Raw genomic sequence first — 23,760 nt, 5'->3', positions numbered from 1 at the left:
CGGGCGGCGCGCCGCCCGGTCCCGTCCGCGATACTCGTGGAGATGACATGGAAAATTTGACCGGCGCCGAAGCCATGGTGCGGATGCTGCAACACAACGGCGTCAAACATATTTTTGGCCTGTGCGGCGACACCAGCCTGCCGTTCTACGACGCGCTGTACCGCCTGGATCACGGCATGCAGCACATCCTGACGCGCGACGAACGTAGCGCGGGCTACATGGCCGACGCCTATGCGCGCGTGACCGGCAAGGTCGGCGTGTGTGAAGGCCCCAGCGGTGGCGGCGCCACCTACCTCTTGCCCGGTTTGGTCGAAGCCAATGAATCGTCGATTCCGGTGTTGGGCATTACGTCCGACGTCGCCGTGGGTTCGCGTGGCAAGTATCCGTTGACGGAACTTGACCAGGAAGCGCTGTACCGCCCGCTGACAAAGTGGAACCGCACGATCGACCGCGCCGACCAGATCCCCGGCATGGTGCGCGCGGCGTTCCGCGCCATGACGACCGGCAAGCCCGGCGCGGCGCACCTGTGCTTTCCGTATGACGTGATGAAGCAGCAAGTGGACGCGTCCGACATCTGGGCGCAGCCCGAACACGGCCGCTTCCCCGCCATGCGCGTGGCGCCGGACCCTGCGGACGTGGCGCGTGCCGCGCAGCGCCTGGTGGGCGCGCGGTCGCCCGTCATCATCTGCGGTGGCGGTGTGGTCATCGCCGGCGCCAGCGGCGCGTTGCAGGAATTGGCCGAAGCGCTGAAGGCCGCCGTGTGCGTGACCGTGAGCGGGCAGGGCAGCCTGGCCGACACGCATCCCCTGAACGCGGGCGTGGTCGGCTCCAACGGCGGCGTGATGGCCACGCGCGACGTGGTCGCCGCGGCCGACGTGGTGCTGTTCGTGGGCTGCCGGGCCGGGTCCACGTCCACGGAACACTGGCGCTTCCCGAACCGCGACGTGCCGATCCTGCACATCGACGTCGATCCGATGGTGATCGGCGCCAACTACCTGACCGAAGTGGGCCTGGTGGGCGACGCCAAGCTGGCGTTGGAGGCCCTGGGCGCCGAAGTACAGGCGCGTCTGGCGCACCGCAATTCGGACGCCGTGGATGGCGCTGTGCTGGCCGGCCGCGCCAAGGCCGCGCGTCGCGCGCAGCTGGAGCCGTTGGCCAACAGCCTCGAGGCCCCGATTCGTCCCGAGCGCGTCGTGCAATCGCTGAACCGGCTGCTGCCCGACGATGCCGTGGTGTGCGCGGACCCGGGCACGCCTTGCCCGTACTTTTCGGCGTACTACGACGTGTCGCGCCCCGGCCGGCATTTCATTACCAACCGCGCACATGGCGCGTTGGGCTTCTCGATGTCGGCCGCGCTGGGTGCGTGGGTGGGCCGCCCGCAGTCCAAATGCGTATCGGTCATGGGCGACGGCAGCTTCGGCTTTACCGTTGGCGAACTGGAAACCATCGTCCGCCACAAGGCGCCGTTGCTGATGATCGTGTTTTCCAATTCCGTCTACGGCTGGATCAAGGCCAGCCAGAAGGCCGGCTACGACGAGCGCTACTACAGCGTGGACTTCAACCGCACCGACCATGCCCGCATTGCCGAAGCCTATGGCGTGAAGGCATGGCGCGTCGAAGATCCCGCCAAGCTGGACGCCGCCATCAAGGCCGCCATGGAACATGACGGCCCGGCGCTGATCGACGTGGTGGCGCAGCCCTTGCAGGACGCGGCCGCGCCGGTCAGCCAGTGGATGGGCTGATTCGCGCCTGATCGCGCAGCGGTACCCAGGGCCCTTCGGGGCCCTTTTTTTTGCCTGCGCGCACTGCCGCTGGTCCTATACTGATCCGCTTTGGCGCGGCGACGCCGCGCGGTCTGCAACACATCAACGGGGAATCGGGCATGGATCTGGGGATCAGTGGCAAGACGGCTTTGGTGTTTGGTGGCAGCCGCGGCATGGGGCGCGCGTGCGCCTTGCAGCTGGCGCGCGAGGGCGTGGCGGTGACAATCGCGGCACGCAACCCGCAGACGCTTGAGCAGGCAGCCGCCGAGATCTCGAAGGAAACCGGCATCGGCGTGGGCTGGGTGTCGGCCGACTTGACCCAGGCAACTGGCCGCGATGCGGCGCTGGCGGCGTGCCCGCATCCGGACATCCTCGTCAATAACGCCGACGGCCCGCTGCCCGGCGATTTTCGTGATTGGTCCCGGGACGATTGGATCGCGGCGCTGGACGCCATGATGCTGGGCCCCATCGACATGATCCGGCGCGTGGTGGACGGCATGGTCGAGCGCCGTTTTGGCCGCATCGTCAATATCGTGTCGCGCAGCGTCAAGGCGCCGCATGCGGAACTTGGCCTGTCCAACGGCGCGCGTTCGGGGCTGATCGGTTTCGTGGGTGGCCTGGCGCGCCAGACCGTGCGGCACAACGTCACCATCAACAACCTGCTGCCCGGCGCCTTCGCCACGGATGCACAGATTCGCCACATCCAGGGCATGCTGGACGAGGCTGGCGGCAAGACGTTCGAGCAACTGTGGGACGAACGCGCGCGCAGCAACCCGGCAGGGCGTTACGGGCAGCCCGAGGAAGTGGGCGCGCTGTGCGCGTATCTGTGCTCGGCGCAGGCCGGCTATATGACCGCACAAAGCGTGCTGATCGATGGCGGCGGCTACCCCGGCACGTACTAGGCGCAAGCGGGGTCTCGCGCTGGACGCGCGCGGGACTAACAGGCAAGATTGGCACCCATGCCGTTCGAGAAAAAGCCCATGGACCAGACCGACATCAAGATATTGGGGTTGCTGCAAAAGGACGCCACGTGCTCGGTCGCGGAAATCGCCGAACAGGTGAATCTGTCGGTCACACCATGCTGGCGGCGAATTCAGAAGCTCAAGGACGACGGGGTCATTGCGCGCAACGCCATCTTGCTGGACCCGCGCGCGCTGGGGTTGAACCTGACCGTTTTTGTCTCGATCAAGACCAGCCAGCACAACGAAAAATGGACGCAAAGCCTGATCAACGCAGTCATGGCCTTGCCCAATGTCGTTGAATTTCACCGCATGGCGGGCGACATCGACTACCTGCTCAAGGTTGTGGTCGAGGACATGGCGGCGTATGACCGCTTCTACCGCCGGCTGATCGGCGCCGTGGACTTGCTGGACGTCAGCGCCAGCTTCTCGATGGAAATCATCAAAAGCACCACCGAATTACCGCTGGACGCGGTGTAGCAACGCGCCGCGCAAATTTTTTTCATTGCGGGCAGTTAGGGCGGATGCAAATTTCTTTCGGCGCGTTGCAAAACGCCTATCTCGCAATTCTTTTGCGCGGCCGTCGGCGTAGGATATCGCTCATTCCCTGCTGGGGAATGAATCGGGATATCAGAGGACCCTATGTCGTTCGCAGTACCCGCCGGCTGTGCCGGTCTGGAAAAAACGCGGCAAGCGCTATCGGTGGACGACCTGTTGGCCGGCTGGAACGGTGTCGACGACTTGTGGGTGTTCGCCTACGGTTCCCTGATCTGGCATCCCGGCTTTGCGTGGCGCGAACGCCGCCTGGCAACCGTGCGCGGCTATCACCGGTCCTTGTGCCTGTGGTCGCGCGATCATCGTGGTTCTCCTGACAACCCGGGGCTGGTGTTCGGCTTGAACCGGGGCGGTTGCTGCCGGGGCGTGGCCTATCAAATCGCCGCCGCCGATGTGCCCGACGTGTTCCAGGCGCTGTGGCGCCGCGAGATGGTGACGGGCGCCTATACGCCCCGCTGGCTGACTTGCCACACCGAATCCGCGCCGGTGCGCGGGCTGGTATTCCTGCTGAATCGCGCCTGCGACGAATATGCCGCCGATCTTTGCGACGATCGCCTGATCGCGTCCGTGCGCAGTGCCGTGGGGCACTCGGGGCCTTGCCTGGATTACGTGGTGGAAACCGAACGCGCGTTGCGCGCCCACGGGATCGACGACTGGCGGCTGGGCGATCTGGTGCGCAGGCTGGGCCAGGCGTTTTAAGCTTGCGCGTGGCGCCCTAGAAGTGCCAGCGCCCGAACATATACAGCACGTTGCCCGCGCCGGACGCGCCGGGGATATAGGTCGCGTAGAACATCGCGTCTTTGTAGCCCGCGCCCACCAGCGGCAGGATGCCCGGAAACGGCACGTAGCCCATGATGTCGTGCCGCGCGGTCAGGAAGACGGTATAGCCCGCGCCCAACCGGAAGTTCTCGCTGACCTGTCCAATTTTCAGGAAGCCATAGCCGGCGATGGGCTCGACCTTGCTGTGCGAATCCAGAAACGCCATAGCGTACAGGCCCTGCCAGTCGCCGTCTTCGTCATAGATGCTGCGGCCATAGCCGCCGCCCCATGCCAGCTCGTTGAAGCTGTCGATTTTTTCTTTGCTGTACGTGGCGCGGTTGTGCCAGGCGTAGCCGGAAACGTAGAGGTCGTGGCCGCCTTCGGTCCAGATCTGATCCAGGCGATTGCAAGCGGATTGCGCCCACGAGGGCAGGCCTTCACAGGCCTGCGCGGCGGCGGTGAAAGTCGAGAGCAGCAGACAGAGAATCGCTGCCCGAAATTTGGCGTTCATTGCGGGTAAACAGGGGTAAAGATGACAATTCGATGACTGTACATGTAGTCATCGCTGCATCCCTGTCAGATGGCTGTCATGCATCGGCGTGCGTAGCCACCGCCCCAGGAAGGGGGCGGCACACCAGCGCAAAAACAAGAATTTTCTGTGGTGGCCGAGCTACAGCAAGAAGATCGTGGCCAAGCCCAGAAAGATGAAGAAGCCCAATGAATCGGTGGCGAACGTCAGCAGGACCGACGACCCCATTGCAGGGTCCTTGCCGAACCGCGCGCGCACCATCGGCACCAGCACGCCCACCGATGCACCGACCAGCATGTTGCAGATCATCGCCGCCATCATCACCAGCGCGATCGACAGCGAATGCGAGATGACCCAGGCGAACAGCGCCGCCACCAGGCTGCCGCACAGGCCGACCAGCAACGTCACGAAAAGCTCACGCTTGACCAGCTGCCACAGGTTGCGCCCGGTGATCCGGCCCATGGCCAGCGCCCGGATGATCAGCGTCATGGTCTGGTTGCCCGAGTTGCCGCCGATACCCGCAACGATCGACATCAAAAACGCCAGGATCACGATCTGGCTGACCGTGCCTTCGAATTGTGAGGCCACGAAAGACGCCGTGGCGGCGGTACAGAGGTTGAACAGCAGCCAGGGCGCGCGGTTGCGCAGGGCGGTGGTGACGGGCGCGAAGATGTCTTCTTCTTGCAGACCGGCACGCGACAGCGCTTGTTCTTGCGAGTCTTCACGCATCACGTCCACGACGTCCGCAATGGTGACGCGGCCGATCAGGCGGCCCTGGTCGTCCATCACCGGCGCGGACACCAGGTCGTAGCGTTCGAACGCGCCGGCGGCGTCGGCGTCGGAATCCAGCGGGTTCAGCGCCAGAAAGTCCGAGTTCATGACGGCGCGCACTTCGGTCTCGGGTTCGCTGACCAACAGGCGCGACAAGGGCAGAATGCCTTGCAGCTTGTCCTGGCGGTCCACGACGAAGATCTGGTCGGTGTGATCGGGCAGCTCGTGCAGGCGGCGCAGGTAGCGCAGCACCACTTCCAGCGTGACGTCCTCGCGCACACGGACCATTTCGAAGTCCATGATCGCGCCCACGCTGTCTTCCGGATAGCCCATGGCTTCCAGCAGCTGCGCGCGTTCTTCTTCGGTCAGGCCCTTTTGCACTTCGGCCACCACGTCGGGCGGCAGGTCGGGCGCCAGGTCCGCCAACTCGTCGGCGTCCATGTTGCCGGTGGCGGCAACCAGGTCCTGGCGGTCCATCGCTTCGATCAGCGATTCGCGCACCCAGTCTTCGACTTCCAGCAGCACGTCGGCGTCGTGCTCGGGGCTGACCAGCTTCCAGATGGCCTGGCGTTCGTCCTTGGGCAGCGATTCCAGGATGAAGGCGATGTCGGCCGGGTGCAGGCCGTCAAGCAGCGTCTTGAGTTCGGCTTCGTGCTGGCGGTGGACCAGGTCTTCGACCAGCGGCGCCTTGGCATCGCCTTCTTCCTGGCGATGCACCAGGTCGGCCACCAACTGCTGGCGGCGCAGGCGTTCCTGCACTTCGGCCAGGGCGGTCTGGGCGTCTTCCGGGTCGAGGCGGCGGGGCGTCGCGGGCGGTTTCTGCGCGGCGGCGGACTGCGTCATGCGTTACGGCTCAAAGAGAAGGTAGGGGGCGGCTGCGCCGCGCTTCGTCGGTGGCGACGTAGGTCAGCGTGGCCTCGGTGACCTTGACGACTTCAGCGTCCAGGCGTTGGCGCTGCGCGTAGACCTCGACGGACACGGTGACCGAAGTGGTGCCGGTCTTGACGATGGCCGCGTAAAAGCTGAGCAGGTCGCCCACGAAGACGGGCTCTTTGAACTGGAAGGCGTTGACCGCCACGGTAGCGACTCGGCCGGCGGCGCGGCGCGCGGCGGGAATCGAGCCGGCGATGTCCACCTGGGCCATGATCCATCCGCCAAAAACGTCCCCGTGGATATTTGCGTCGGCCGGCATCGGCATGACGCGCAATACCGCGTCGCGATTGGCGGGCAAAGTCGTAAACGGGGTTTTCGGGCTGGAGGTCATGCGGCCGACTCCAATGCATGGGAACCAGCCGATTATGCAGGAAAAACGAGACAGCGGCGTGCGCGGCGCAGGCCGTCACGGCGCTTTGCCGCGACGGCCTGAAAATCAGGTCGCCAACTTCACGATGCCGTAGCCGCCAACCAACAACCAGGCATACAGAATGAGTCCCAGGGCCATCACGCGGGGGCCCGCCTTCTTGATCTGGGCAAAGCGCGTTTCGATGCCCAGGGCGGTCATGGCCATGGTCAGCGCAAAGATGTCCAGGCGGCGGATGGCGGCGATGGCGTCGGCGGGGATGATGTTCAGCGAATTGATGATGGCCAGCACCAGGAAGCCGACGGCGAACCACGGAATGGGCAGCTTGCCGCCTTTGGCCTGGCCGCCCGACTGGCTGGCCGCGCTGCGCAGGTACATGCCCAACACCAGCAGCACCGGCACCAGCAGCGCCACGCGGGTCATCTTGACGATGGTGGCGACTTCGGTGGTGGCCGGGTCGATATTGCTGGCCGCGCCCACCACTTGCGCCACTTCGTGGATGGTGCCCCCGATATAGATGCCCAGCGCCTGCGTGTCCAGGCCGAGCCAGCCCGCGTGATAAAGAATGGGGTACAGGAACATGGAGAGCGTGCCGAAAAGCACGACCGTGGCCACGGCGACCGCGCTTTTGTGGGGCGCCGCCCGCAGCGTGGGTTCGAACGCCAGCACCGCCGCCGCGCCGCAAATGGCGCTGCCGGCGGCGGTCAGCATGGCGGTGTCGCGGTCCAGGCCAAGCAGGCGTTGCCCCACGACCGTGCCGATTACCAACGTGCCCAGCACTACCGCGACCGACACGGCCAGGCCGGGCAGGCCCACGGCGGCGATCTGCTGGATGCTGATGTTCAAGCCGTAGAACGCCACGGCGATGCGCAACAGGCGGCGCGCCGTGAAGTTCACGCCCACGCCCCAGTCCGCCGGCATGGTGCCGCGCAGGAAATTGCCATACAGCATGCCGCAGACGATGCCCACGACCAGCGGCGAAAAGCCCAGCTGGCGAATGGCCGGCAAGTCCGCCAGTTGCATCACGGCAGCCGCCATCAGGCCGACGAACAACACGCCATTGAGCTTGTCGCGCCAGGGTGTGGCGGTGGCTGTGGGGGCGGCGGTTGCGGCAGGTGCCGCCGAGGCGGGCAGGGGAACGGCGGTGCTGGAAGAGGTGCTCATGACGGGCCTTTGCGGCATATCTAAATAACTAGACGAAATATTAAGTCGCGGGTCGTTATTTGAAAAATCTTCAATTTGGATATGTAATATCGGAAATTCTGATAATAAGCACCGCAATCCATGACCCCTGACCAGCTCCTCACATTCGCCTGCGTGGCCGATACCGGCAACATCAGCCGCGCGGCGCAGGTGCTGAATTTGTCTCAGCCGGCCGTATCCGGGCAGTTGCGTGCGCTACAAGATTGGTTTGGCGAACCGCTGTACCGGCGCAGCGGCCATGGCATTGCGCTGACCGAGGCCGGCGAGCGTCTGGCCGAACAGGCACGGCAGCTGCGGCAGGTGTACCGGCAGGCGCAGGCCGTGCGCGAATCGTGGCGCGGGCTGGAAACGGGCGCGTTGCGGCTGGGCGCCAGCACCACGCCCGCCAGCTATCTGCTGCCCCGGCTGGTGGCCGACTTCCGTTCCGCCTTTCCGGCGGTCAGCCTGCATCTGTCAGATGGCAACACCCGCGAAATCGTCGAGCGCTTGCCCGCGCTGGACCTGGCTTTTATTGAAGGGGATGTGCCCTCGGGGCTGCCCGCCGACACGGCCGTACATGCGTGGCGCCAGGACGAAGTGGTGGCGATCGTGCGCGCCGACCACGCGCTGGCGTCCAAGGGCGCGGTGACCTTGCGTGATCTGGCGGCGTCTGCCCTGGTCATGCGCGAGCCCGGGTCGGGCGTGCGTCGGCTGGTCGAGCGCGCCTTCGCCGATGCCGGGCTGGCGCCGTCGGTGGGTCTGGAATTGGCAGGGGTGGAAGGGGTGAAGCAGGCGGTGCGGGCGGGGCTGGGCGTGGGCTTTGTGTCCGTCATGTCGATGCGGCATGAAGACGGCGCCCTGGCGGCGCTGCGCTTGTTGCCCCGGCCGTTGACGCGCACCCTGAGCATCCTGGTGCCGCATGCGGATGCGGCCGCCCGCGCCGCTGAACGCTTTCTGGCGATGTGCCTGGCGGTCGGGGCGGCGGACGGCGGGTAGCGGTCAGGCTTTGGCCAAGCGCTTCAAGGCCAGCTGGACCCAATACGTGCCGCCCAGCGGCAGCAGTTCGTCGTTGAAGTCGTAGCTGCCGTTATGCAGCATGCAGGGGCCCAGGCCGTGGCCGCTGTCGCGGTGTTCTCCCGTGCCATTGCCGATCCAGACGTAGCAGCCCGGCAGTTCCTGGAGCATGAACGCAAAGTCTTCCGCGCCCATCGTGGGCTGCACGTGGTCGTTGACGTTGGCCTCGCCCACGATGTCGCGCAGCACCTCGGCGCAGAACGCGGCCTCTTCGGCGTGGTTGATGGTGGGCGGGTAGTTGCGCTGGAACGTGAACTCCACCTCGCAATCCATGGCGGCGCAGGTGTGGCGCGTGATCTCTTCCATACGGCGTTCGATCAGGTCCAGCACGTCCAGCGTGAACGTGCGCACGGTGCCGCGCAGTTCAGCGTGGTTGGGCACGACGTTGTCGGCGCTGCCGGCATGGATCTGCGTAATGCTGAGCACCGCGGCGTCCAGCGGATTGCGGTTGCGCGTGATGATGGTCTGCAACGACTGCGCCAACTGCACAGCGGCCATGACCGGGTCGATGCCCAGGTTGGGCATGCCGGCGTGGGTGCCCTTGCCTTTGACGACAATCGAAAACTCGTTGCTGGACGCCATGATGGGGCCGGGCGTCAAGCCGAATTGGCCGGGCTTCATGCCGGGCCAGTTGTGCATGCCGAACACGGCTTCCATGGGGAAGCGCTTGAACAGGCCGTCGTCGATCATGCGCTTGGCGCCGCCACCGCCTTCTTCGGCCGGCTGGAAAATCACATAGACGGTGCCGGCGTAATCGCGGTGTTGCGCCAGGTATTGCGCGGCGGCCAGCAGCATCGCGGTGTGGCCGTCATGCCCGCAGGCGTGCATCTTGCCGTCGTTCTTGCTGGCGTGCGCAAAGCTATTCACTTCTTGCATGGGCAGCGCGTCCATGTCGGCGCGCAGGCCCACTGCGCGATCGCCGGGCTGGTTGCCGCGGATGATGCCGACCACGCCCGTGCCGCCCAAGCCACGGTCGACCTCGATGCCCCATTCTTCAAGCTTGGCCGCCACCACGTCGGCGGTGCGGAATTCTTCGAAAGCCAGTTCGGGATGCGCGTGGATGTCGCGGCGGATCTTCGAAATATCCTGGTGCCAGGCGACGATGGGTTCGAGCAGTTTCATGGGGAAAGGTCGGGCGAAAAAAGGGAACGCAACAAGGTTATCATCATTCAAAAATCTATTTAATGGAGACAAACACCATGACGCGTCCGTGGCTTGCCCATTACCCGCAGGGGGTGCCGGCAGAGATCTCCACCGAGGGTTATTCCTCGCTGGCCGACCTGCTCGACCGCGCTTGCAAACAGTACGCCACGCGCATCGCCTGCACGGCGATGGGCAGCGATATCACCTATGCGCAGCTGGATCGGCATGCGCGCGCCTTCGCCGGATGGTTGCAAAGCCTGGGCCTGGAAAAGGGCGCCCGCGTGGCGCTGATGATGCCCAACGTGCCGGCCTACCTGGTCGGCATGCTGGGCACGCTGCGCGCGGGCATGGTCGTGGTGAACGTGAACCCGCTGTACACAGCCGACGAACTGGAACGCCAGTTGCAAGACAGCGGCGCGTCCGTGATCCTCATCCTGGAAAACTTTGCCCACACCTTGCAGGGCGTGAAGAATCGCGGTCGGCTCAAGCATATTGTCGTGACGGGGCCGGGCGATCTGCTCGGTGGGCTGAAGGCGCCGCTGGTCAACTTCGTGGCCCGCCATATCAAGAAGATCGTTCCCGCCTGGAACATCGATGGCGCGCAGTCCTTGCCCAAGGTCTTGGCCGCCGGTGCCAACCTGCCATTCACGCCGCCCGCGCTGACGATGGATGACGTGGCGGTGTTGCAGTACACGGGCGGCACCACAGGCGTACCCAAGGGCGCGATGCTGTCGCACCGCAACCTGACGGCCAACGTGCTTCAAACCGAAGCGGTCGCGCAGCCCGTCGTGCACGATCTGGCAAATTCCCAGCTCACCATCATCAGCGCGCTGCCGCTGTATCACGTGTTTGCGATGACGGTTTGCGGCTTGTATGGCCTGCATGCGGGCATGCGCAACGTGCTGATCATCAACCCGCGCGACCAGCCTTCGCTGATTGCGGCCTGGCGCAAGGTGCCGATCAATCTGTTCCCGGGCGTCAACACTTTGTTCAATGCGCTGGCCCACAACGCCGACTTTGCCAAGCTGGATTTTTCGGCCCTGCGCTTGACGCTGGGCGGCGGCATGGCCGTGCAGCAACCGGTGGCCGAACGCTGGCTGAAGATCACGGGCCGCCCTTTGATCGAAGGCTATGGCTTGTCGGAAACGTCGCCGGTGGCGACGGTGAACCCCACCAACGCCACGGCATATTCCGGTTCGATCGGCCTGCCGTTGCCGTCCACCGATGTGGCCATTCTTGATGATGCGGGTCACGAAGTGCCGCTGGGCGAACGCGGCGAAGTGGGCATACGCGGGCCGCAGGTGATGCTGGGCTATTGGCAAAAGCCCGAAGAAACGCAGCAATCGATGACGGCCGACGGGTTCTTTCGCACGGGCGACATCGGCATCATGGACGATAAGGGTTATACGCGCATCGTGGACCGCAAAAAGGACATGATCGCGGTGTCCGGATTCAAGGTCTATCCGAACGAGGTCGAGGCCGTGGTGGCGCAGATGCCGGGCGTGCTTGAATGCGCGGCCATCGGCGTGCCGGACGAACACTCCGGAGAATCGGTGAAGGTGTTCGTGGTCAAGAGCGACCCGTCGTTAACCGAGGCGCAGGTGCAGGACTGGTGCCGCGAAAAGCTCACAGGCTACAAGCGACCGCGCTTCGTGGAATTCCGCGACGAATTGCCCAAGAGCAACGTGGGCAAGATCCTGCGCCGCGAATTGCGGCCCGACGCGCCTTCATCCGCACCCGCGGCGTCGCCATCTGGCGCCAACCCGGGCGCGAACACAGGCGCGACCGTTCGCTAGGCGGTTGCCGGCCCGTTGTCCAGATGCGGCGCAATCATGTCGTGCAGGGCGCGTTCGATGGCGGGGTTGCCCGCCACGACGCGTCCACCGATAGGCCAGGGATCCAGCTTGTGCATGTCTGAACACGTGCCGCCCGCTTCGCGCAGGATCAGCGTGCCGGCGGCCACGTCCCACGGCGCCAGCCCCATCTCCCAATACCCGTCGTAGCGGCCGCAAGCCGTCCATGCCAGGTCCAGCGCGGCCGCGCCCATGCGCCGCACGCCGCGCGCGCGCTTGATGGCGTCGTTCAGCATGGGCATGTATTGGTCGGCAAAGGAAAAGTCGCGGAACGGAAAGCCGGTGGCCAGCACGGAATCTTCGATGGTCTGCGTGCGCGAACACTTGATGCGGCGGCCGTTCAACCAGGCGCCGATGCCGTACACGGCGGTAAACAGTTCTTCGCGATTCGGGTCGTACACCACGCCAATAACGGGCGTGTCTTCGGCAAGCGTTTCGGTGGCTGATACCGCCGTGCCCGCGTGCGCGATCAGCGCGATGGAAACGGCGTAGTGGGGAATGTCGTGCAGGAAGTTGGTGGTGCCATCAAGCGGGTCGATGTACCAGGTGGCGCTGCCTTGCGGCTTGCCGCCCGTCTCTTCGGCCACGATGCCGAACTTGGGCGTACGCTCGCGCAGTTCCTGAATAATGACGGCCTCGGCTTCGCGGTCCGCCTGCGAGACGAGATCGTTGCGCGCCTTGCGGTCGATCACGAGATCGGCGCGATGATGCGCGTAGGATTGCAAGATGGCCGCGCCGCCATGCGCTGCGGTAACTGCCGCATCGATCGCGGCGCACAGGTCGATGGGCTGGGCCAGTGAGCGGGGCTGATCATAGGTGTCCATGCAAACCAGTGTAAGCCCATGATTGCGTCAAATCTGCGGCAGCCGCGCGAAAGCCGGGCGCCGCGTGGCGTCCATCCAACGTCTGCGCGGCGGCCCGTCGATAATTCGCGTTTGTCACAACTCTGTCCATTCTTTCGAAAAACCCCATGTCCGCGCCTTACGTTCCCCTGACCCCCGCAGTGATCGAATTCGACGCCGACGGCAAGCTGTACAGCGCCGTGTACGGCGACGTCTATCACCCGCACCCCGGATCGGTGGGCCAGGCCGAACACGTGTTCCTGCGCGGTAACGGGCTGCCGGCGCGCTGGCGTGGACGCGACGCATTTACCGTTTGCGAGACCGGTTTCGGCCTGGGACTCAATTTTCTGGCGCTGTGGCACGCCTGGCGGCAAGATCCCCAGCGGCCTGCCGCGCTGCATGTGGTGTCGATAGAGGGGCATCCCTTTACCCGCGATGACCTTGCCGCCTTGTTGGCTCGCTACGCCGCCACGCCACTGGCCGAGTTGGCGCAGCGCCTGGTGGACCAATGGCCCGCGCTGCTGCCGGGGCTGCATCGGCTCGAATTCGAGAACGGCGCGGTGACGTTGACGCTGGGCTTTGGCGATGCCGAAGCAATTGCACCGCGCCTGTCGGCGCGCGTGGACGCTTTCTTCCTGGACGGCTTCGCGCCAGAGCGCAATCCGGGCATGTGGTCCGCGCCCTTGCTGCGGGATCTGGCACAACTGGCCGCGCCCGGCGCCACCGTAGCCACCTGGGCATGCACCGGCGAGCTGCGCCAGGCCCTGCAGGACGCGGGTTTTGACGTGCGGCGCACGCCCGGCTACGGCGGCAAATGGCATATGACCGAGGGCATCGCCCGCGCGCCGGGCCAGGTAGCCGCCGCCATCGCCGGGCCGGTCGCCGCCAAGCATGCCGTGGTGATCGGCGCAGGGCTGGCGGGGGCCGGCATCGCGCAGTCGCTGGCCGGGCGCGGTTGGCGTGTAACGGTGCTGGATGCGGCCCGGGCGCTGGGCAAGCCCGCGCATGCGGGCCATGTGGCCGCCGCCCTGACGCCCGTGGTGGCACGCGACGACAATGCACGCGCACGCCTGTCCCGCGCCGGAAGCCAACGCGCGCAGGCCCGCTGGCAAGGGCTGGGCGGCGATGCCGCGCCCCAGGTTTGCGGTACGGTCCAGGTTGAACGCGACGCCGGCAAATCCGCCGCGCTGGCCGGCACATTGCAAACCTTGGCATTCCCGCCCGATTGGGTGCGGGTGGTCGACCGTGACGAAGCCAGCGCCTTGGCCGGCCTGCCGGTGGCCCGGGGCGGCGTGTACTTCGGACAAGGCATGCTGGTTCAGCCCAACCGCCTTATCGATGCGTTGCTGCAAACGCCCGGCGTCGGCGTTGTGCCCGGCAACGGGGCCCGTGTCGAGGCGTCGGGGCAGGGCTGGCGTGTCTTGGACGCCCAGGGCAAAGAATTGGCGCAGGCGCAAACCGTCATCCTGGCCAACGCCTTTGGTGCGCAAGCGGTATTGAAGCAAAGCGGGTTGCTGGACCCTCTGCCGCGCGTGGCGCAGATGCACGCGCTGGCGGGCGAAGTCACGCTGGTGCCCGCTGCGGCGCTTGACGGTGGTCCGCGCTGCATTGTGGGGGGCGAAGGTTATCTGCTGCCGGATGTGGGTGCAGGTTGCGTGGTCGGCAGCACTTACGAACACGGCGCGGCCCAAGCCTTGGTCACCGAGCCGGGCCAGCGCACCACCTTGGCCAAGGCGGCGGGGCTGCTGGGCGGCCCCTTTCCGGGTTTTGCGGCCTTGGTGCCCGGGTCGCTGCCGGGGTGGGCGGGCTGGCGCGCCGTGTTGCCTGGGCGGCTGCCCGCCGTGGGGGAATTGCGGCATGCGCCCGGGCTGTGGATAGCCGTGGGCTATGCGTCGCGGGGCTTGTCGTGGTCGGCGCTGATGGGCGATGTGATCGCGGCACGCCTGAGCGGCGAGCCGGATGTGCTGGAAACCGATCTGGCCCAACTTATTTCACCAAGGTGAAAAAAAGTTCGGTCTCTGGCAGGGGCCGGAGCCAGGTGGCGTAGAATTGCGGTAATTGCCAGGATTTGGCGCCAAATAGACCGTAATGGGCCTGATGTTGGCGTTTCGGCGGCGCGCGGCTCTAGGCCGGGAGGCGTTGGCCGAGGGCTTTACGACCCCTTTTTAAGGATGAGAAACCCATCCAGAAGAGGGACCGAGTTTATTTCAAAGCTCAAATCCGTCAAAATAGCGTCTTTTGATGGTTTTTGGCTTAAGCCGGGGGATGCTCTGTGCCGCCCAAGTTCGACTTTGCCCATACTACCCAGCTCGACAACATCGAGCTGCTGACGTCCCGCCCCAGTCGTTTTGATTTCGACGCGGGCGATGGGTTGCACCTGGTAGTCGAGGCGCATGCGCCTGGTGTTTTTCGCCTGCGCTGCGGCGAGGCGAACCACCTGAACGATGACAAGCCCGGCGCGCGTGCGCGCGCCGTGGCCGAGATGCTGCTCGCGCGCCAAGAGGCCGTGGGCGAAGCCACCATTGCCCCGCGCGATGGCGGCGATGGCTGGCGCATCACCCAGGGCGACGTCGCCCTGGAGATCCAGTCCAACCCCGTGCGCGTTGCGATGTATCGCAACGACGAACGGGTATTCGAGTCGGAAGTCTCGGCGCATACGCCCGCGTTCGGGCATAACGCGCTGGACAAGGAAGACGACGCAGTCTGGACGGCGGGGTTCACCTTGCTGGCCGACGAGCGTGTCTTTGGCCTGGGCGAAACCCCGGGCGACTTGAACCGCCGCGAAGAATCTGTTGTCTCTGACGACCCCGAGCATCGCGCCTTGCCATTGGCATGGAGCCCGCGCGGCTGGGGCGTTTACGTCAACACGATGCGTCGCGTGGAACATGCCGTGGGCGTCGCGCCGGCGGATTCGGCCTACGTGCTGACCGTTGACGATGCCGTGCTGGACGTGTTCCTGTTCGCCGGCGAGCCCGCCGAAATCCTGAACCAATACACCGCGCTGACCGGCCGCGCCGGCCAGCCCGTGCTGTGGGCGATGGGCGCGTGGCTGACCCAGGCTGCCGGCGAAATGCCTACGCAGACGGTGGCCCTGGTGGCGCGCATGCGCGAAAACCAGATCCCGGTGGACGCCGTCACATTGGCGCAGCCGGTGGCGTGGGGCTTCCAGTCCGACAAGGCGGTTTTCGAATGGGACGCCCAGCGCTTCCCTGACGCCAAGCAGATGCTGGCGCTTTTCCATAAGCACAACGTGCATGTCGCGGCCTCCGGTTTCCCCGGCGTGCTCAAGAGCAGCCCGTTGTTCGAGGAACTGGAAGATCGCGGCTGGCTGCTGGCCAAGGAAGACGGCGCCGCGCAGGTGTTCGACGGCATCGCCGCCACCTCCGGTCAGCCCTTCGGCTTGCTGGACCTGACCTATCGCGACATCTACAACCTGTGGGTCGAGCGTCATCGCCAGCTGATCGACGACGGCCTGGACGCGCCCGCTTGCGACGCCCAGATCGCCATCCCCGATGGCGTGACGGCACGCAACGGCGAAACGGGCCCCGCGTTGCGCACGATGTACCCGCTGCTGGTGCGCCGCGCGTTGTTCGATGCCGTGGCCGGCCTGAAAGTGCCGCCCGAAGGCGTCGTGCCCAGCTCTGACCTGTTCCCCGCCGCGCAGCGCCTGCCGTGGCAGGTGGGGCCGCAGGCGGAAAACTCCTGGGATGGCCTGCGCCATACCTTGCGCACCGCCTTGTCGATCGGCGCCAGCGGCCTGCCCGTGCAGGTCCATGGCATTGGTTCGGCCTCGCGCGATCGCGCCGGCATGACGTCCGAACTGTATTTGCGCTGGTTGACCGTGGGTGTGTTCTCGGCCAACTTCTCGTTCCAGGGCGTGGAAGGCCTGATGCCTTGGGACTTCGACGAAGACACCCTGGCGCAAGCCCGCACCTGGATGCAATGGCGTTATCGCCTGGTTCCCTATGTGCTGGGCGCCATCGAGGATTCCGCCCGCACCGGTTTGCCGGTGCAGCGTTCCATGGCGCTGTCGTTTCCGAACGACCCGCACGCCCACGAATGGGATCTGCAATATCTGCTGGGCCCGGCCCTGCTGGTGGCGCCGGTTACCGAACCGGGCAAGCAGGTGCGCGTGTATCTGCCCAAGGGCGAAGCCTGGTGGGATCTGAACACCGGCCATCGCTACGAAGGCGGCACCACCTGGACGATCGACTGCGAGCTGGGCCAGTTCCCGGTTTTTGGCCGTGAAGGGCACATGCTCTGTCTGGGGCCCGCCGCGCAGCATACGGGCGAATTCAATTCGGCCCGTATCCTGGACGAAGTCTGGATGTTCGGCATGCCGGTGCACAACCCGGTTGTCATGCGCAACAAGATCCGCGTGATGCAGATGCAGGGCTCCAGCTACATCAAGGGGCTGGAAGGGCTGCGTATTTCGCCGTCCGAAGGCCTTGAGGTCAAGCGCCGGGGGGCGGAAGTCCGCATTTCGCGCGCACGCTGATATCGGCGCGGCCGGCTCCCCGGTCATCGTCATAAAAGGGGCAGTCAGGAAGGCTTTCCTTCCTGACTGCCCTTTACGCGTTTTGCCGTGTCCGTATCGCGACCCTTCCTGCGGTGACGCGGGCCAATGAATCGCGGGCGCGCTACGGCGCGTCATATTACTTATAGTTATTAAAAATGAAAAAAACGGTCGTTCTCTTCAGAAGAGAAAAGATACAAAATCGCTTGCCATGATTCACATCGAGAACCTATCCAAGACCTATGCCACGCCGCATGGACAATTCCAGGCGCTGCGAGGCATCAATCTGCACATTGAGCAGGGCGAGGTCTTCGGCATCATCGGCCCCAGCGGGGCCGGTAAAAGCACGCTGGTCCAGTGCATCAACCTGCTTGAGCGCCCGAACGAAGGCACGATTGCCATCGGCGGGCAGCAACTTACCGGACTGAACGAGGCGCAGCTGCGTGGCCAGCGCCGTCGTATCGGCATGGTGTTCCAGGGCTTTAACCTGCTGTCGCGCCGCACGGTGTACGGCAACGTTGCGCTGCCGCTGGAAATCGCCGGCGTGGCCAAGGCCGAGATCCCGGCGCGCGTCGAGCGCTTGTTGGCGCTGGTGGGCCTGGAGCATCTGCGTGACCGTTATCCCAGCCAGATCAGCGGCGGTCAGAAGCAGCGCGTCGGTATCGCGCGCGCCTTGGCCAATAACCCCGACGTGCTGCTCAGCGATGAAGCCACGTCCGCGCTGGACCCGGAAACCACGCACAACATCCTGGCGCTGCTGCGCGACATCAACCGCAAGACGGGCGTGACGGTCGTGATGATCACGCACCAGATGGAAGTAGTGCGCGAAGTGTGCGACCGGGTGGCCGTGCTGTCGCAAGGTGAAGTGGTGGAAATCGGCAGCACGCGCGAAGTGTTCGCGCAGCCGCGCCATGACGTCACGCGCGGCATGGTGTCGGCCGCTACCGCGTCCGACCTGACCGACGCCACCTTGGCCGCCGTGAAAGAACGCATCGCCGCGCTGGCCGCCGCGCAGCCCGGCCAGGCCGTGCGCTTGTTGCGCCTGTCTCTGACCGGCACGGATTCGTCGGGCTCGTTCCTGACCGATCTATCCAAGCAGTTTTCGCTGGACGTGGGCCTGGTGCAGGCCCGCGTTGAAGACATCCAGGGTGTGGCCGTGGGCACGATGTTCGTGCTGGCCCAAGGCACGCCCGCCGCGGTCAAGGACGCGATTGCCGCGTTGACCGCCCGTGACATTACCGTTGAAGAAATAGCTCATGAGTCCGCAACTGATCGACCTGCTTATTACGTCGCTGCTTGACACCTTGTTGATGGTGGGCGTGGCCAGCGCGATAGCGGTGGTCATCGGCATTCCGCTGGGCGTCACGCTGACCGTCACCGCGCGCGGCAACATGCTGGAGAACCAGCCGGTGAACCACGTGTTGGGCGCCATCATCAACGCCACGCGTTCGGTGCCCTTTGTGATCCTGATGGTCGCCATCATTCCGTTCACGCGGCTGGTGGCGCAGACGTCCATCGGCACCACGGCCGCGATCGTGCCGCTGTCGGTGGCCGCGATTCCGTTCATGGCCCGCATCGCTGAAAACGCCATGCGCGAAGTGGACCCGGGCCTGATCACGGCGGCGCGCGCCATGGGCGCATCGCCGATGCAGATCATCCTGAAGGTGCTGCTGCCCGAGGCCTTGCCCGGCCTGATCGCCGCCACCATCGTCACCGTGGTCAGCCTGATCGGCTATTCGGCAATGGCCGGCGCCATTGGTGGCGGTGGCCTGGGCGACCTGGCCATTCGCTACGGCTACCAGCGTTTTCAATCAGACGTCATGGCCGCGGTCGTGATCGTGCTGATCGTGTTGGTGCAGGCGATTCAAAGCCTGGGCGACCGTTTCGTGCGCCGCATGTCGCATCGCTGAACGCGACATCGCTTCACTCTTGCTTCAATCTTCTTTCTACTTCCGTTACTCGGGATATCGCAACATGAGCATCAAGGTTTTGAAGTCGCTGGCTGCATTCGCGCTTGGCGCCGCCGTATTCGCCCAGCCCGCGCTGGCACAGGACAAGCCGTTGAAGGTTGGCGTCACCGCCGGCCCGCACGCGCAGATCTTTGATGTGGTCAAGGCCGAAGCCGCCAAGCAAGGGCTGAACATCCAGATCATCGAATTCACCGACTACGTGCAGCCCAACGTGGCACTGGCCGCGGGCGACCTGGATGTGAACAGCTACCAGCATCAGCCCTATCTGGACAACGCCAACGCCGACCGCGGCTACAAGCTGGTCAGCATCGCCAAGACGGTAATTTTCCCGATCGGCATCTACAGCAAGAAGATCAAGTCGCTGGCCGAACTGAAAGACGGCGCGCGCATTGCGCTGCCGAACGACCCGACCAACGGTGGTCGTGCCCTGTTGCTGCTGCAAGCCAATGGCTTGATCAAGCTGCGTCCGGAAGCGGGCCTGAAGGCGACCCCGATCGACGTCGTGGAAAACAAGAAGAAGCTGCGCTTCATCGAACTGGACGCCGCCCAATTGCCGCGTTCGCTGGACGACACCGACGCGTCGGCCATCAACACCAACTTCGCGCTGGAAGCCGGCCTGAACCCGACCAAGGACGCCATCGCCCAGGAATCGCCGGATTCGCCCTACGCCAACGTGCTGGTCGTGCGTGAGAAGGACAAGGACCGCGCCGAATTCGCCAAGCTGATCAGCATCTATCACAGCCCGGCCGTGAAGCAGTTCATTGAGACCAAGTACAAGGGCGCCGTGGTGGCCGCCTGGTAATCCAGGACGCCGCACCGCTCGAAAACGGCCGCCGCAAGCGGCCGTTTTTTATGGACGCACGGACGGCTTGAGCGGAACGGGGCGTCATTATTTTGACAAGTCCGAAGAAATCCGCCATAATTTCTGGCTTCGGTCGGGCTGATAGCTCAGTCGGTAGAGCAGCGGACTTTTAATCCGTTGGTCGCGAGTTCGAGTCTCGCTCAGCCCACCACAGAACACCGCAAGACCCGCAATGAAAAAAACGCCGCTATCACTAGCGGCGTTTTTTTTTGCGGCGTTTTTTTTGCGGCGTTTTTTTTCATCTGCGGGTCGGAGGCGCTTCGCGGAACCTCCCGGGGGGATTGCTTGGATCTGCCTTTACGAACGGACGGCAAGAACGGGGCGACCAAGAATGGGGTGACCAATAACGGGTGACCAATAACGGGTGACCAATAACGGCGCCCAAGAAGGGCATCCAGGACCGCCGGCCAAGACCGGCATCCAGGACCGCCGCGCAAAGCCGGCGTCCAAGGCGGCATCCAAGAACGGGCTCGATGAGCCCGCTCCCGGACTTTCCTTCTTAGAACCGAACCGCCAACTTCAGCACACCCGACTGCTGGCGGTTGCCGCCGCCGAACTGCGCGTCGTAGGCCACGCCCGCCGTGGTGTTCCGGGCGATGGCCATTTCAGCGCCCAAGCCCACCACTGCCGCGTCACGCGCGATGGGAACGCCTGTCACCGAGAACGTGCTGCCGCCTTCAAACGCCAATTCCTGCTTGGGGCTCACATCGCCCATCGCATGGCGCCAGCCCAGCGTTGCGGTCAGTCGACCCGGCGCGCGGTTGGATGCGAAATCCCACGAACCGCGCAGGCCCAGCGTGGTGCTGGTCACGTCGTCCGTGTTGCCCGAACCGTGCAATGCCGCCGTGCCGCCCGTCTCCTTGAAATCACGCGTGCGCAGCTGGTTCCACGCCAAGCCGGCGTAGGGCTCGATGCTGGTCGTGTCGCTCATCGGCAGCTTGTAGCCCAGTTCGGTGAACAGCTGCGTCGACGACGCGTGGTAAGACGATTCCAGTCGTTGATTCAGGCTGCCGGCCGCCACGTTGCGCTTGGCGTCGATGTCGTGCCACGTGTACGCAGCACCCGCCATGAACCGGATGGCGCCCGGGCCTGCGCTGAAATTGCGTCCGCCGAACAACGATGCCGTGTAGCTGTCGACGTTCGTGCGCGACGATACGTCAGCCATCGAGTTGTGGCTGCCGATGTAGCCCAGCGCGCCGCCCATCCGCCATCCATTGCCCACCTCGCCATCGGCGCCGAAGAAGACGCCGCCGGCCGACTGGTTGACGCTGGACGCGTTGCCGTCACCCTTGAACGTGCTCCAGTTGCCGAACGCCTGCGCCCATACGGGGTACGCACCGCTTTGCGGTAGCGCGTTGGACGAGGGTGATCCCAGTTGCGCCGTGGGCCGGCCCGCCATCGCGGGTGCGTCAAGGTTGGCGCGCAGGTGCGAAAGGGGCAGGGTGCGCACGGCATCCGACTGGCTTTGCAGGATGCTGGTGGTGCTGGCGTACGCTTCGCCCGACAGCATCGCCAGGGCCGCTCGCGCTTGGCCCGGCGTCATGGCCAGCACCGCGTTGGTTACCTGGCTGGCGGCCGTGGCTTTGCCGGGTGTGCTGCCGCTGGCGACGACCGTGGAACCGGGGGTAGTCGGCGTGGCGCCGTTGCCGGTGGCAGGGGGCGTCGTCGATGCGGAGGGGGTGGAGGTGGAGGCCGAAGTGCCGCCGGTTGCGGTCGACGCGTTGCCGGTGGACGTCGAGCCGGTGCCTGCCGACGCCGATCCATTACCCGTGGACGTTGATCCATTGCCTGCCGGCGCCGAGCCATTACCGGTGGACGTCGAACCGTTCCCCGCAGGCGCCGAACCATTGCCTGCCGGCGTCGAACCACTACCCGTGGATGTCGACCCACCGCCTGCTGGCGCCGAACCATTACCGGTGGACGCCGACCCGCCGCCTGCCGGCGTCGAGCCATTACCCGCCGACGCGGATCCGTTGCCGCCCGCGGCCGGTGCTTCCTGGTCCAGTGCGCCGCCCACGCTGTTTTCGTTGCCCGTGTTGCCCACGCTGCCGATCGGCACGTCGTTGCGCGTCAGCGTCATGAAGGCGTTCTTGGCGTCGTAGCTCAGGGTGGGCGTCAGGAACGCATAGCCGCTGGACGCGCCCGTGAACCGGCCCTGGATGCCGCCATCCGCCGTCAGGATGTTGTACGTTGTGCGCGGCGCGTAGTTGCCGTCCGGGCCCACATGCGCGACGCTGCCGTCCAGGTAGGCAACGCCGGTGACGTGGATGCGGTCGCTGGCGCTGCTGGCCGGGTCGGCGTGCACGCGATAGATCGTGTCCTGGCCAAAGTTCAGGTTGCCGTTGATGGTCAGCGTGCCGATGGGCGATCCATCATTGCCCGGCGACACCACGGCGGTCGGGTAAAGCGTGGTGCTGCCCAATTGGCCCACCCCGGCCAGCACGACTTCGCGGCCGATATCCACGGGGCCGTTCAACTTGCCGTCGATTTCCAGCGCACCGTCCGCGATCAGGATGGGGCCGGTCAGGCCGCTGCTGTCGGCGGTCAGGATGACCGAGCCCGGGCCGGTCTTGACGAAGCCCTGTGTGCCCTGCAAGGGGTTGTCGATAATGTCGACGAACTGGCCCGAGGCATAGGTGCCATCGCCCACGACGATCGCCGGCGGGTTGCCGCCGTTGCCCACCAGCGTGATGGGCGCGCCTTGCAGGCGGTAGCGGTCGGTGGCGAACTGAATGCCGGACACGCGGACAGGGCCCGCGCCGCCGTCCACGGTAACCGTGCCGGCCGCGCCCGTGAAAATCGCGTAGCCGCCATCCGGCAGGGCGCCCGTGGCGTTGCCGGGGCTGTTCCAGTTTGTGCTTGCGGCGCTCCAGGTGCCGTTGCCGCCACCCGCGCGCGTGGCGGATGCCGCGCCGTTGCCGTTCCACAGATTGGTCGTGCTGGGGCCCAGGATAAGGTTGATCTGCTTATCGCCCGTCAACGACTGAATGGTGGCCCCGGGTGCCGAGTCGCCGGTGACGCTGCCCAGCGTCAGCCCGTTGCCCGACAAGCTGCCGCCGTACGACAGGATGCGGTAATAGCCCGCGTTCACGCCCAAGGTATTCACCGTGACGTTCAGCGTCGTGTTGTTGATGGCGGCGTCGCCACGGACCGTGATGTTGTCGCCCGTGCCGGGTTGAGTGATGGGCAGGCCCGCGTAGCCGGTCTCGAAGGCAAACACGCTGTTGTTCATCGACAGGTTGCCGTTGACGACCAGGTTGCCGTTGGAAACGCCCGTTGGCGTGCCGACTTCGTAGCCGGGAGCAACCCGCGCGCCGGAGACGTTCAAGTCACCATTGACGGTGCCGAAGCCCGCCACCGTGCCATTCGATGATGCGTTGACGTTGCCGCCCAGCGTGACGCCCGCGCCACCGCCATTGCCACCGATAACCAGCGTACCGCCGTTGACGTCCACGCCCCCGGCGTAATTGGCCGACCCGTCGAACACTTGCGTATTACCGGGCGAAACCGTCAAGTCGGCGGCCATGACGCCGCCGCAGTAAGTTGTACCCAGCGCCAGCGTCGCCGTCAGCCACTTCTTCGTGCCGTATATCAAAACTGCGTCCTTTGTCTCGATTAATAATCCACGGCACAAACATTGCTGGACTGTTTTAAACGTATTTCTACGTAACAGGCCAATATG

General features: G+C 65.2%; 18 protein-coding genes and 1 tRNA gene. 12 read left to right on the top strand and 7 right to left on the bottom strand.

Going from position 1 to position 23,760, the window contains the following annotated elements:
- The first annotated feature begins 47 nt into the window (after window positions 1-47).
- The 4 genes from AC6LJY_RS17645 (at window position 48) to AC6LJY_RS17630 (ending at window position 3,976) form a co-directional block, all read left to right on the top strand.
- A complete protein-coding gene (locus AC6LJY_RS17645) occupies window positions 48-1,742 on the top strand; it encodes a thiamine pyrophosphate-binding protein (protein WP_332612998.1) in 1,695 nt (564 codons plus the stop codon).
- A gap of 140 nt (window positions 1,743-1,882) precedes the next feature.
- Complete coding sequence (locus AC6LJY_RS17640) at window positions 1,883-2,665, top strand: SDR family oxidoreductase (RefSeq protein WP_046804304.1); 783 nt, start codon at window positions 1,883-1,885, stop codon at window positions 2,663-2,665.
- Window positions 2,666-2,743: 78 nt separating this feature from the next.
- The gene (locus AC6LJY_RS17635; protein WP_046804345.1) at window positions 2,744-3,202 is read left to right on the top strand and encodes an Lrp/AsnC family transcriptional regulator; all 459 of its coding nucleotides are present in this window, start codon (window positions 2,744-2,746) and stop codon (window positions 3,200-3,202) included.
- A 162-nt stretch (window positions 3,203-3,364) separates the two neighbouring features.
- Window positions 3,365-3,976 carry a gamma-glutamylcyclotransferase gene (locus AC6LJY_RS17630; protein ID WP_046804303.1) on the top strand — a complete coding sequence of 204 codons (612 nt, stop codon included), beginning with the start codon at window positions 3,365-3,367 and terminating at the stop codon, window positions 3,974-3,976.
- Window positions 3,977-3,992: 16 nt separating this feature from the next.
- Here the strand turns inward: AC6LJY_RS17630 and pagP are convergent, their stop codons facing one another.
- The 4 genes from pagP to AC6LJY_RS17610 form a co-directional block, all read right to left on the bottom strand.
- The gene (pagP, locus tag AC6LJY_RS17625; RefSeq protein WP_046804302.1) at window positions 3,993-4,547 is read right to left on the bottom strand and encodes a lipid IV(A) palmitoyltransferase PagP; all 555 of its coding nucleotides are present in this window, start codon (window positions 4,545-4,547) and stop codon (window positions 3,993-3,995) included.
- Between the two features lie 159 nt (window positions 4,548-4,706).
- A complete protein-coding gene (gene mgtE, locus AC6LJY_RS17620) occupies window positions 4,707-6,179 on the bottom strand; it encodes a magnesium transporter (RefSeq protein ID WP_046804301.1) in 1,473 nt (490 codons plus the stop codon).
- A gap of 10 nt (window positions 6,180-6,189) precedes the next feature.
- Complete coding sequence (locus AC6LJY_RS17615) at window positions 6,190-6,600, bottom strand: acyl-CoA thioesterase (protein ID WP_046804300.1); 411 nt, start codon at window positions 6,598-6,600, stop codon at window positions 6,190-6,192.
- A gap of 105 nt (window positions 6,601-6,705) precedes the next feature.
- Window positions 6,706-7,800 (bottom strand): YeiH family protein, encoded by a 1,095-nt coding sequence (locus tag AC6LJY_RS17610; RefSeq protein WP_219991700.1) that lies wholly within the window; start codon window positions 7,798-7,800, stop codon window positions 6,706-6,708.
- A 120-nt stretch (window positions 7,801-7,920) separates the two neighbouring features.
- On the opposite strand from AC6LJY_RS17610, the gene AC6LJY_RS17605 reads away from it, so the two are divergent.
- Entirely contained in the window at window positions 7,921-8,814 is an 894-nt protein-coding gene (locus AC6LJY_RS17605; protein ID WP_046804298.1) for a LysR family transcriptional regulator, read from the top strand.
- A gap of 3 nt (window positions 8,815-8,817) precedes the next feature.
- On the opposite strand, the gene AC6LJY_RS17600 is transcribed toward AC6LJY_RS17605, so the two are convergent.
- Window positions 8,818-10,014 carry a M20 aminoacylase family protein gene (locus AC6LJY_RS17600; RefSeq protein WP_104143391.1) on the bottom strand — a complete coding sequence of 399 codons (1,197 nt, stop codon included), beginning with the start codon at window positions 10,012-10,014 and terminating at the stop codon, window positions 8,818-8,820.
- A gap of 77 nt (window positions 10,015-10,091) precedes the next feature.
- Here AC6LJY_RS17600 and AC6LJY_RS17595 point away from each other — a divergent pair, with 77 nt between their 5' ends.
- Window positions 10,092-11,831, top strand: coding sequence for an AMP-binding protein (locus tag AC6LJY_RS17595; RefSeq protein ID WP_498136448.1), 1,740 nt, complete (start codon window positions 10,092-10,094; stop codon window positions 11,829-11,831).
- On the opposite strand, the gene AC6LJY_RS17590 is transcribed toward AC6LJY_RS17595, so the two are convergent.
- Window positions 11,828-12,712 carry an inositol monophosphatase family protein gene (locus AC6LJY_RS17590; RefSeq protein WP_319305562.1) on the bottom strand — a complete coding sequence of 295 codons (885 nt, stop codon included), beginning with the start codon at window positions 12,710-12,712 and terminating at the stop codon, window positions 11,828-11,830. The genes AC6LJY_RS17595 and AC6LJY_RS17590 overlap by 4 nt on opposite strands.
- A gap of 146 nt (window positions 12,713-12,858) precedes the next feature.
- Between AC6LJY_RS17590 and mnmC the strand changes: the two genes are divergently transcribed.
- From mnmC to AC6LJY_RS17560, 6 genes are all read left to right on the top strand, one after another.
- Window positions 12,859-14,733, top strand: coding sequence for a bifunctional tRNA (5-methylaminomethyl-2-thiouridine)(34)-methyltransferase MnmC2/FAD-dependent 5-carboxymethylaminomethyl-2-thiouridine(34) oxidoreductase MnmC1 (gene mnmC / locus AC6LJY_RS17585; RefSeq protein ID WP_498136447.1), 1,875 nt, complete (start codon window positions 12,859-12,861; stop codon window positions 14,731-14,733).
- A 269-nt stretch (window positions 14,734-15,002) separates the two neighbouring features.
- Window positions 15,003-17,228 (top strand): glycoside hydrolase family 31 protein, encoded by a 2,226-nt coding sequence (locus tag AC6LJY_RS17580; RefSeq protein ID WP_046804293.1) that lies wholly within the window; start codon window positions 15,003-15,005, stop codon window positions 17,226-17,228.
- 229 nt (window positions 17,229-17,457) lie between these two features.
- A complete protein-coding gene (locus AC6LJY_RS17575; RefSeq protein WP_046804292.1) occupies window positions 17,458-18,546 on the top strand; it encodes a methionine ABC transporter ATP-binding protein in 1,089 nt (362 codons plus the stop codon).
- The gene (locus AC6LJY_RS17570; protein WP_006226291.1) at window positions 18,503-19,156 is read left to right on the top strand and encodes a methionine ABC transporter permease; all 654 of its coding nucleotides are present in this window, start codon (window positions 18,503-18,505) and stop codon (window positions 19,154-19,156) included. The genes AC6LJY_RS17575 and AC6LJY_RS17570 overlap by 44 nt, the downstream gene beginning before the upstream one ends.
- Window positions 19,157-19,220: 64 nt before the next feature.
- A complete protein-coding gene (locus tag AC6LJY_RS17565) occupies window positions 19,221-20,018 on the top strand; it encodes a MetQ/NlpA family ABC transporter substrate-binding protein (protein WP_046804290.1) in 798 nt (265 codons plus the stop codon).
- Between the two features lie 135 nt (window positions 20,019-20,153).
- Window positions 20,154-20,229 (top strand) — tRNA-Lys (locus AC6LJY_RS17560).
- 348 nt (window positions 20,230-20,577) lie between these two features.
- On the opposite strand, the gene AC6LJY_RS17555 is transcribed toward AC6LJY_RS17560, so the two are convergent.
- Entirely contained in the window at window positions 20,578-23,673 is a 3,096-nt protein-coding gene (locus tag AC6LJY_RS17555; protein WP_498136446.1) for an autotransporter outer membrane beta-barrel domain-containing protein, read from the bottom strand.
- Window positions 23,674-23,760 lie beyond the last annotated feature (87 nt).

The sequence above is a fragment of the Achromobacter sp. RT286_PF genome, from assembly GCF_059760425.1.
The sequence above is the reverse complement of the archived record's forward strand: the minus strand, read 5'-3'. Positions and strand labels throughout refer to the sequence as shown.

Bases quoted from the DNA above. Each gene is read 5' to 3' on its own strand.
- AC6LJY_RS17645 (WP_332612998.1), top strand. From the start codon at position 48: ATGGAAAATTTGACCGGCGCCGAAGCCATGGTGCGGATGCTGCAACAC.
- AC6LJY_RS17640 (WP_046804304.1), top strand. From the start codon at position 1,883: ATGGATCTGGGGATCAGTGGCAAGACGGCTTTGGTGTTTGGTGGCAGC.
- AC6LJY_RS17635 (WP_046804345.1), top strand. From the start codon at position 2,744: ATGGACCAGACCGACATCAAGATATTGGGGTTGCTGCAAAAGGACGCC.
- AC6LJY_RS17630 (WP_046804303.1), top strand. From the start codon at position 3,365: ATGTCGTTCGCAGTACCCGCCGGCTGTGCCGGTCTGGAAAAAACGCGG.
- pagP (WP_046804302.1), bottom strand. From the start codon at position 4,547: ATGAACGCCAAATTTCGGGCAGCGATTCTCTGTCTGCTGCTCTCGACT.
- mgtE (WP_046804301.1), bottom strand. From the start codon at position 6,179: ATGACGCAGTCCGCCGCCGCGCAGAAACCGCCCGCGACGCCCCGCCGC.
- AC6LJY_RS17615 (WP_046804300.1), bottom strand. From the start codon at position 6,600: ATGACCTCCAGCCCGAAAACCCCGTTTACGACTTTGCCCGCCAATCGC.
- AC6LJY_RS17610 (WP_219991700.1), bottom strand. From the start codon at position 7,800: ATGAGCACCTCTTCCAGCACCGCCGTTCCCCTGCCCGCCTCGGCGGCA.
- AC6LJY_RS17605 (WP_046804298.1), top strand. From the start codon at position 7,921: ATGACCCCTGACCAGCTCCTCACATTCGCCTGCGTGGCCGATACCGGC.
- AC6LJY_RS17600 (WP_104143391.1), bottom strand. From the start codon at position 10,014: ATGAAACTGCTCGAACCCATCGTCGCCTGGCACCAGGATATTTCGAAG.
- AC6LJY_RS17595 (WP_498136448.1), top strand. From the start codon at position 10,092: ATGACGCGTCCGTGGCTTGCCCATTACCCGCAGGGGGTGCCGGCAGAG.
- AC6LJY_RS17590 (WP_319305562.1), bottom strand. From the start codon at position 12,712: ATGGACACCTATGATCAGCCCCGCTCACTGGCCCAGCCCATCGACCTG.
- mnmC (WP_498136447.1), top strand. From the start codon at position 12,859: ATGTCCGCGCCTTACGTTCCCCTGACCCCCGCAGTGATCGAATTCGAC.
- AC6LJY_RS17575 (WP_046804292.1), top strand. From the start codon at position 17,458: ATGATTCACATCGAGAACCTATCCAAGACCTATGCCACGCCGCATGGA.
- AC6LJY_RS17570 (WP_006226291.1), top strand. From the start codon at position 18,503: ATGAGTCCGCAACTGATCGACCTGCTTATTACGTCGCTGCTTGACACC.
- AC6LJY_RS17565 (WP_046804290.1), top strand. From the start codon at position 19,221: ATGAGCATCAAGGTTTTGAAGTCGCTGGCTGCATTCGCGCTTGGCGCC.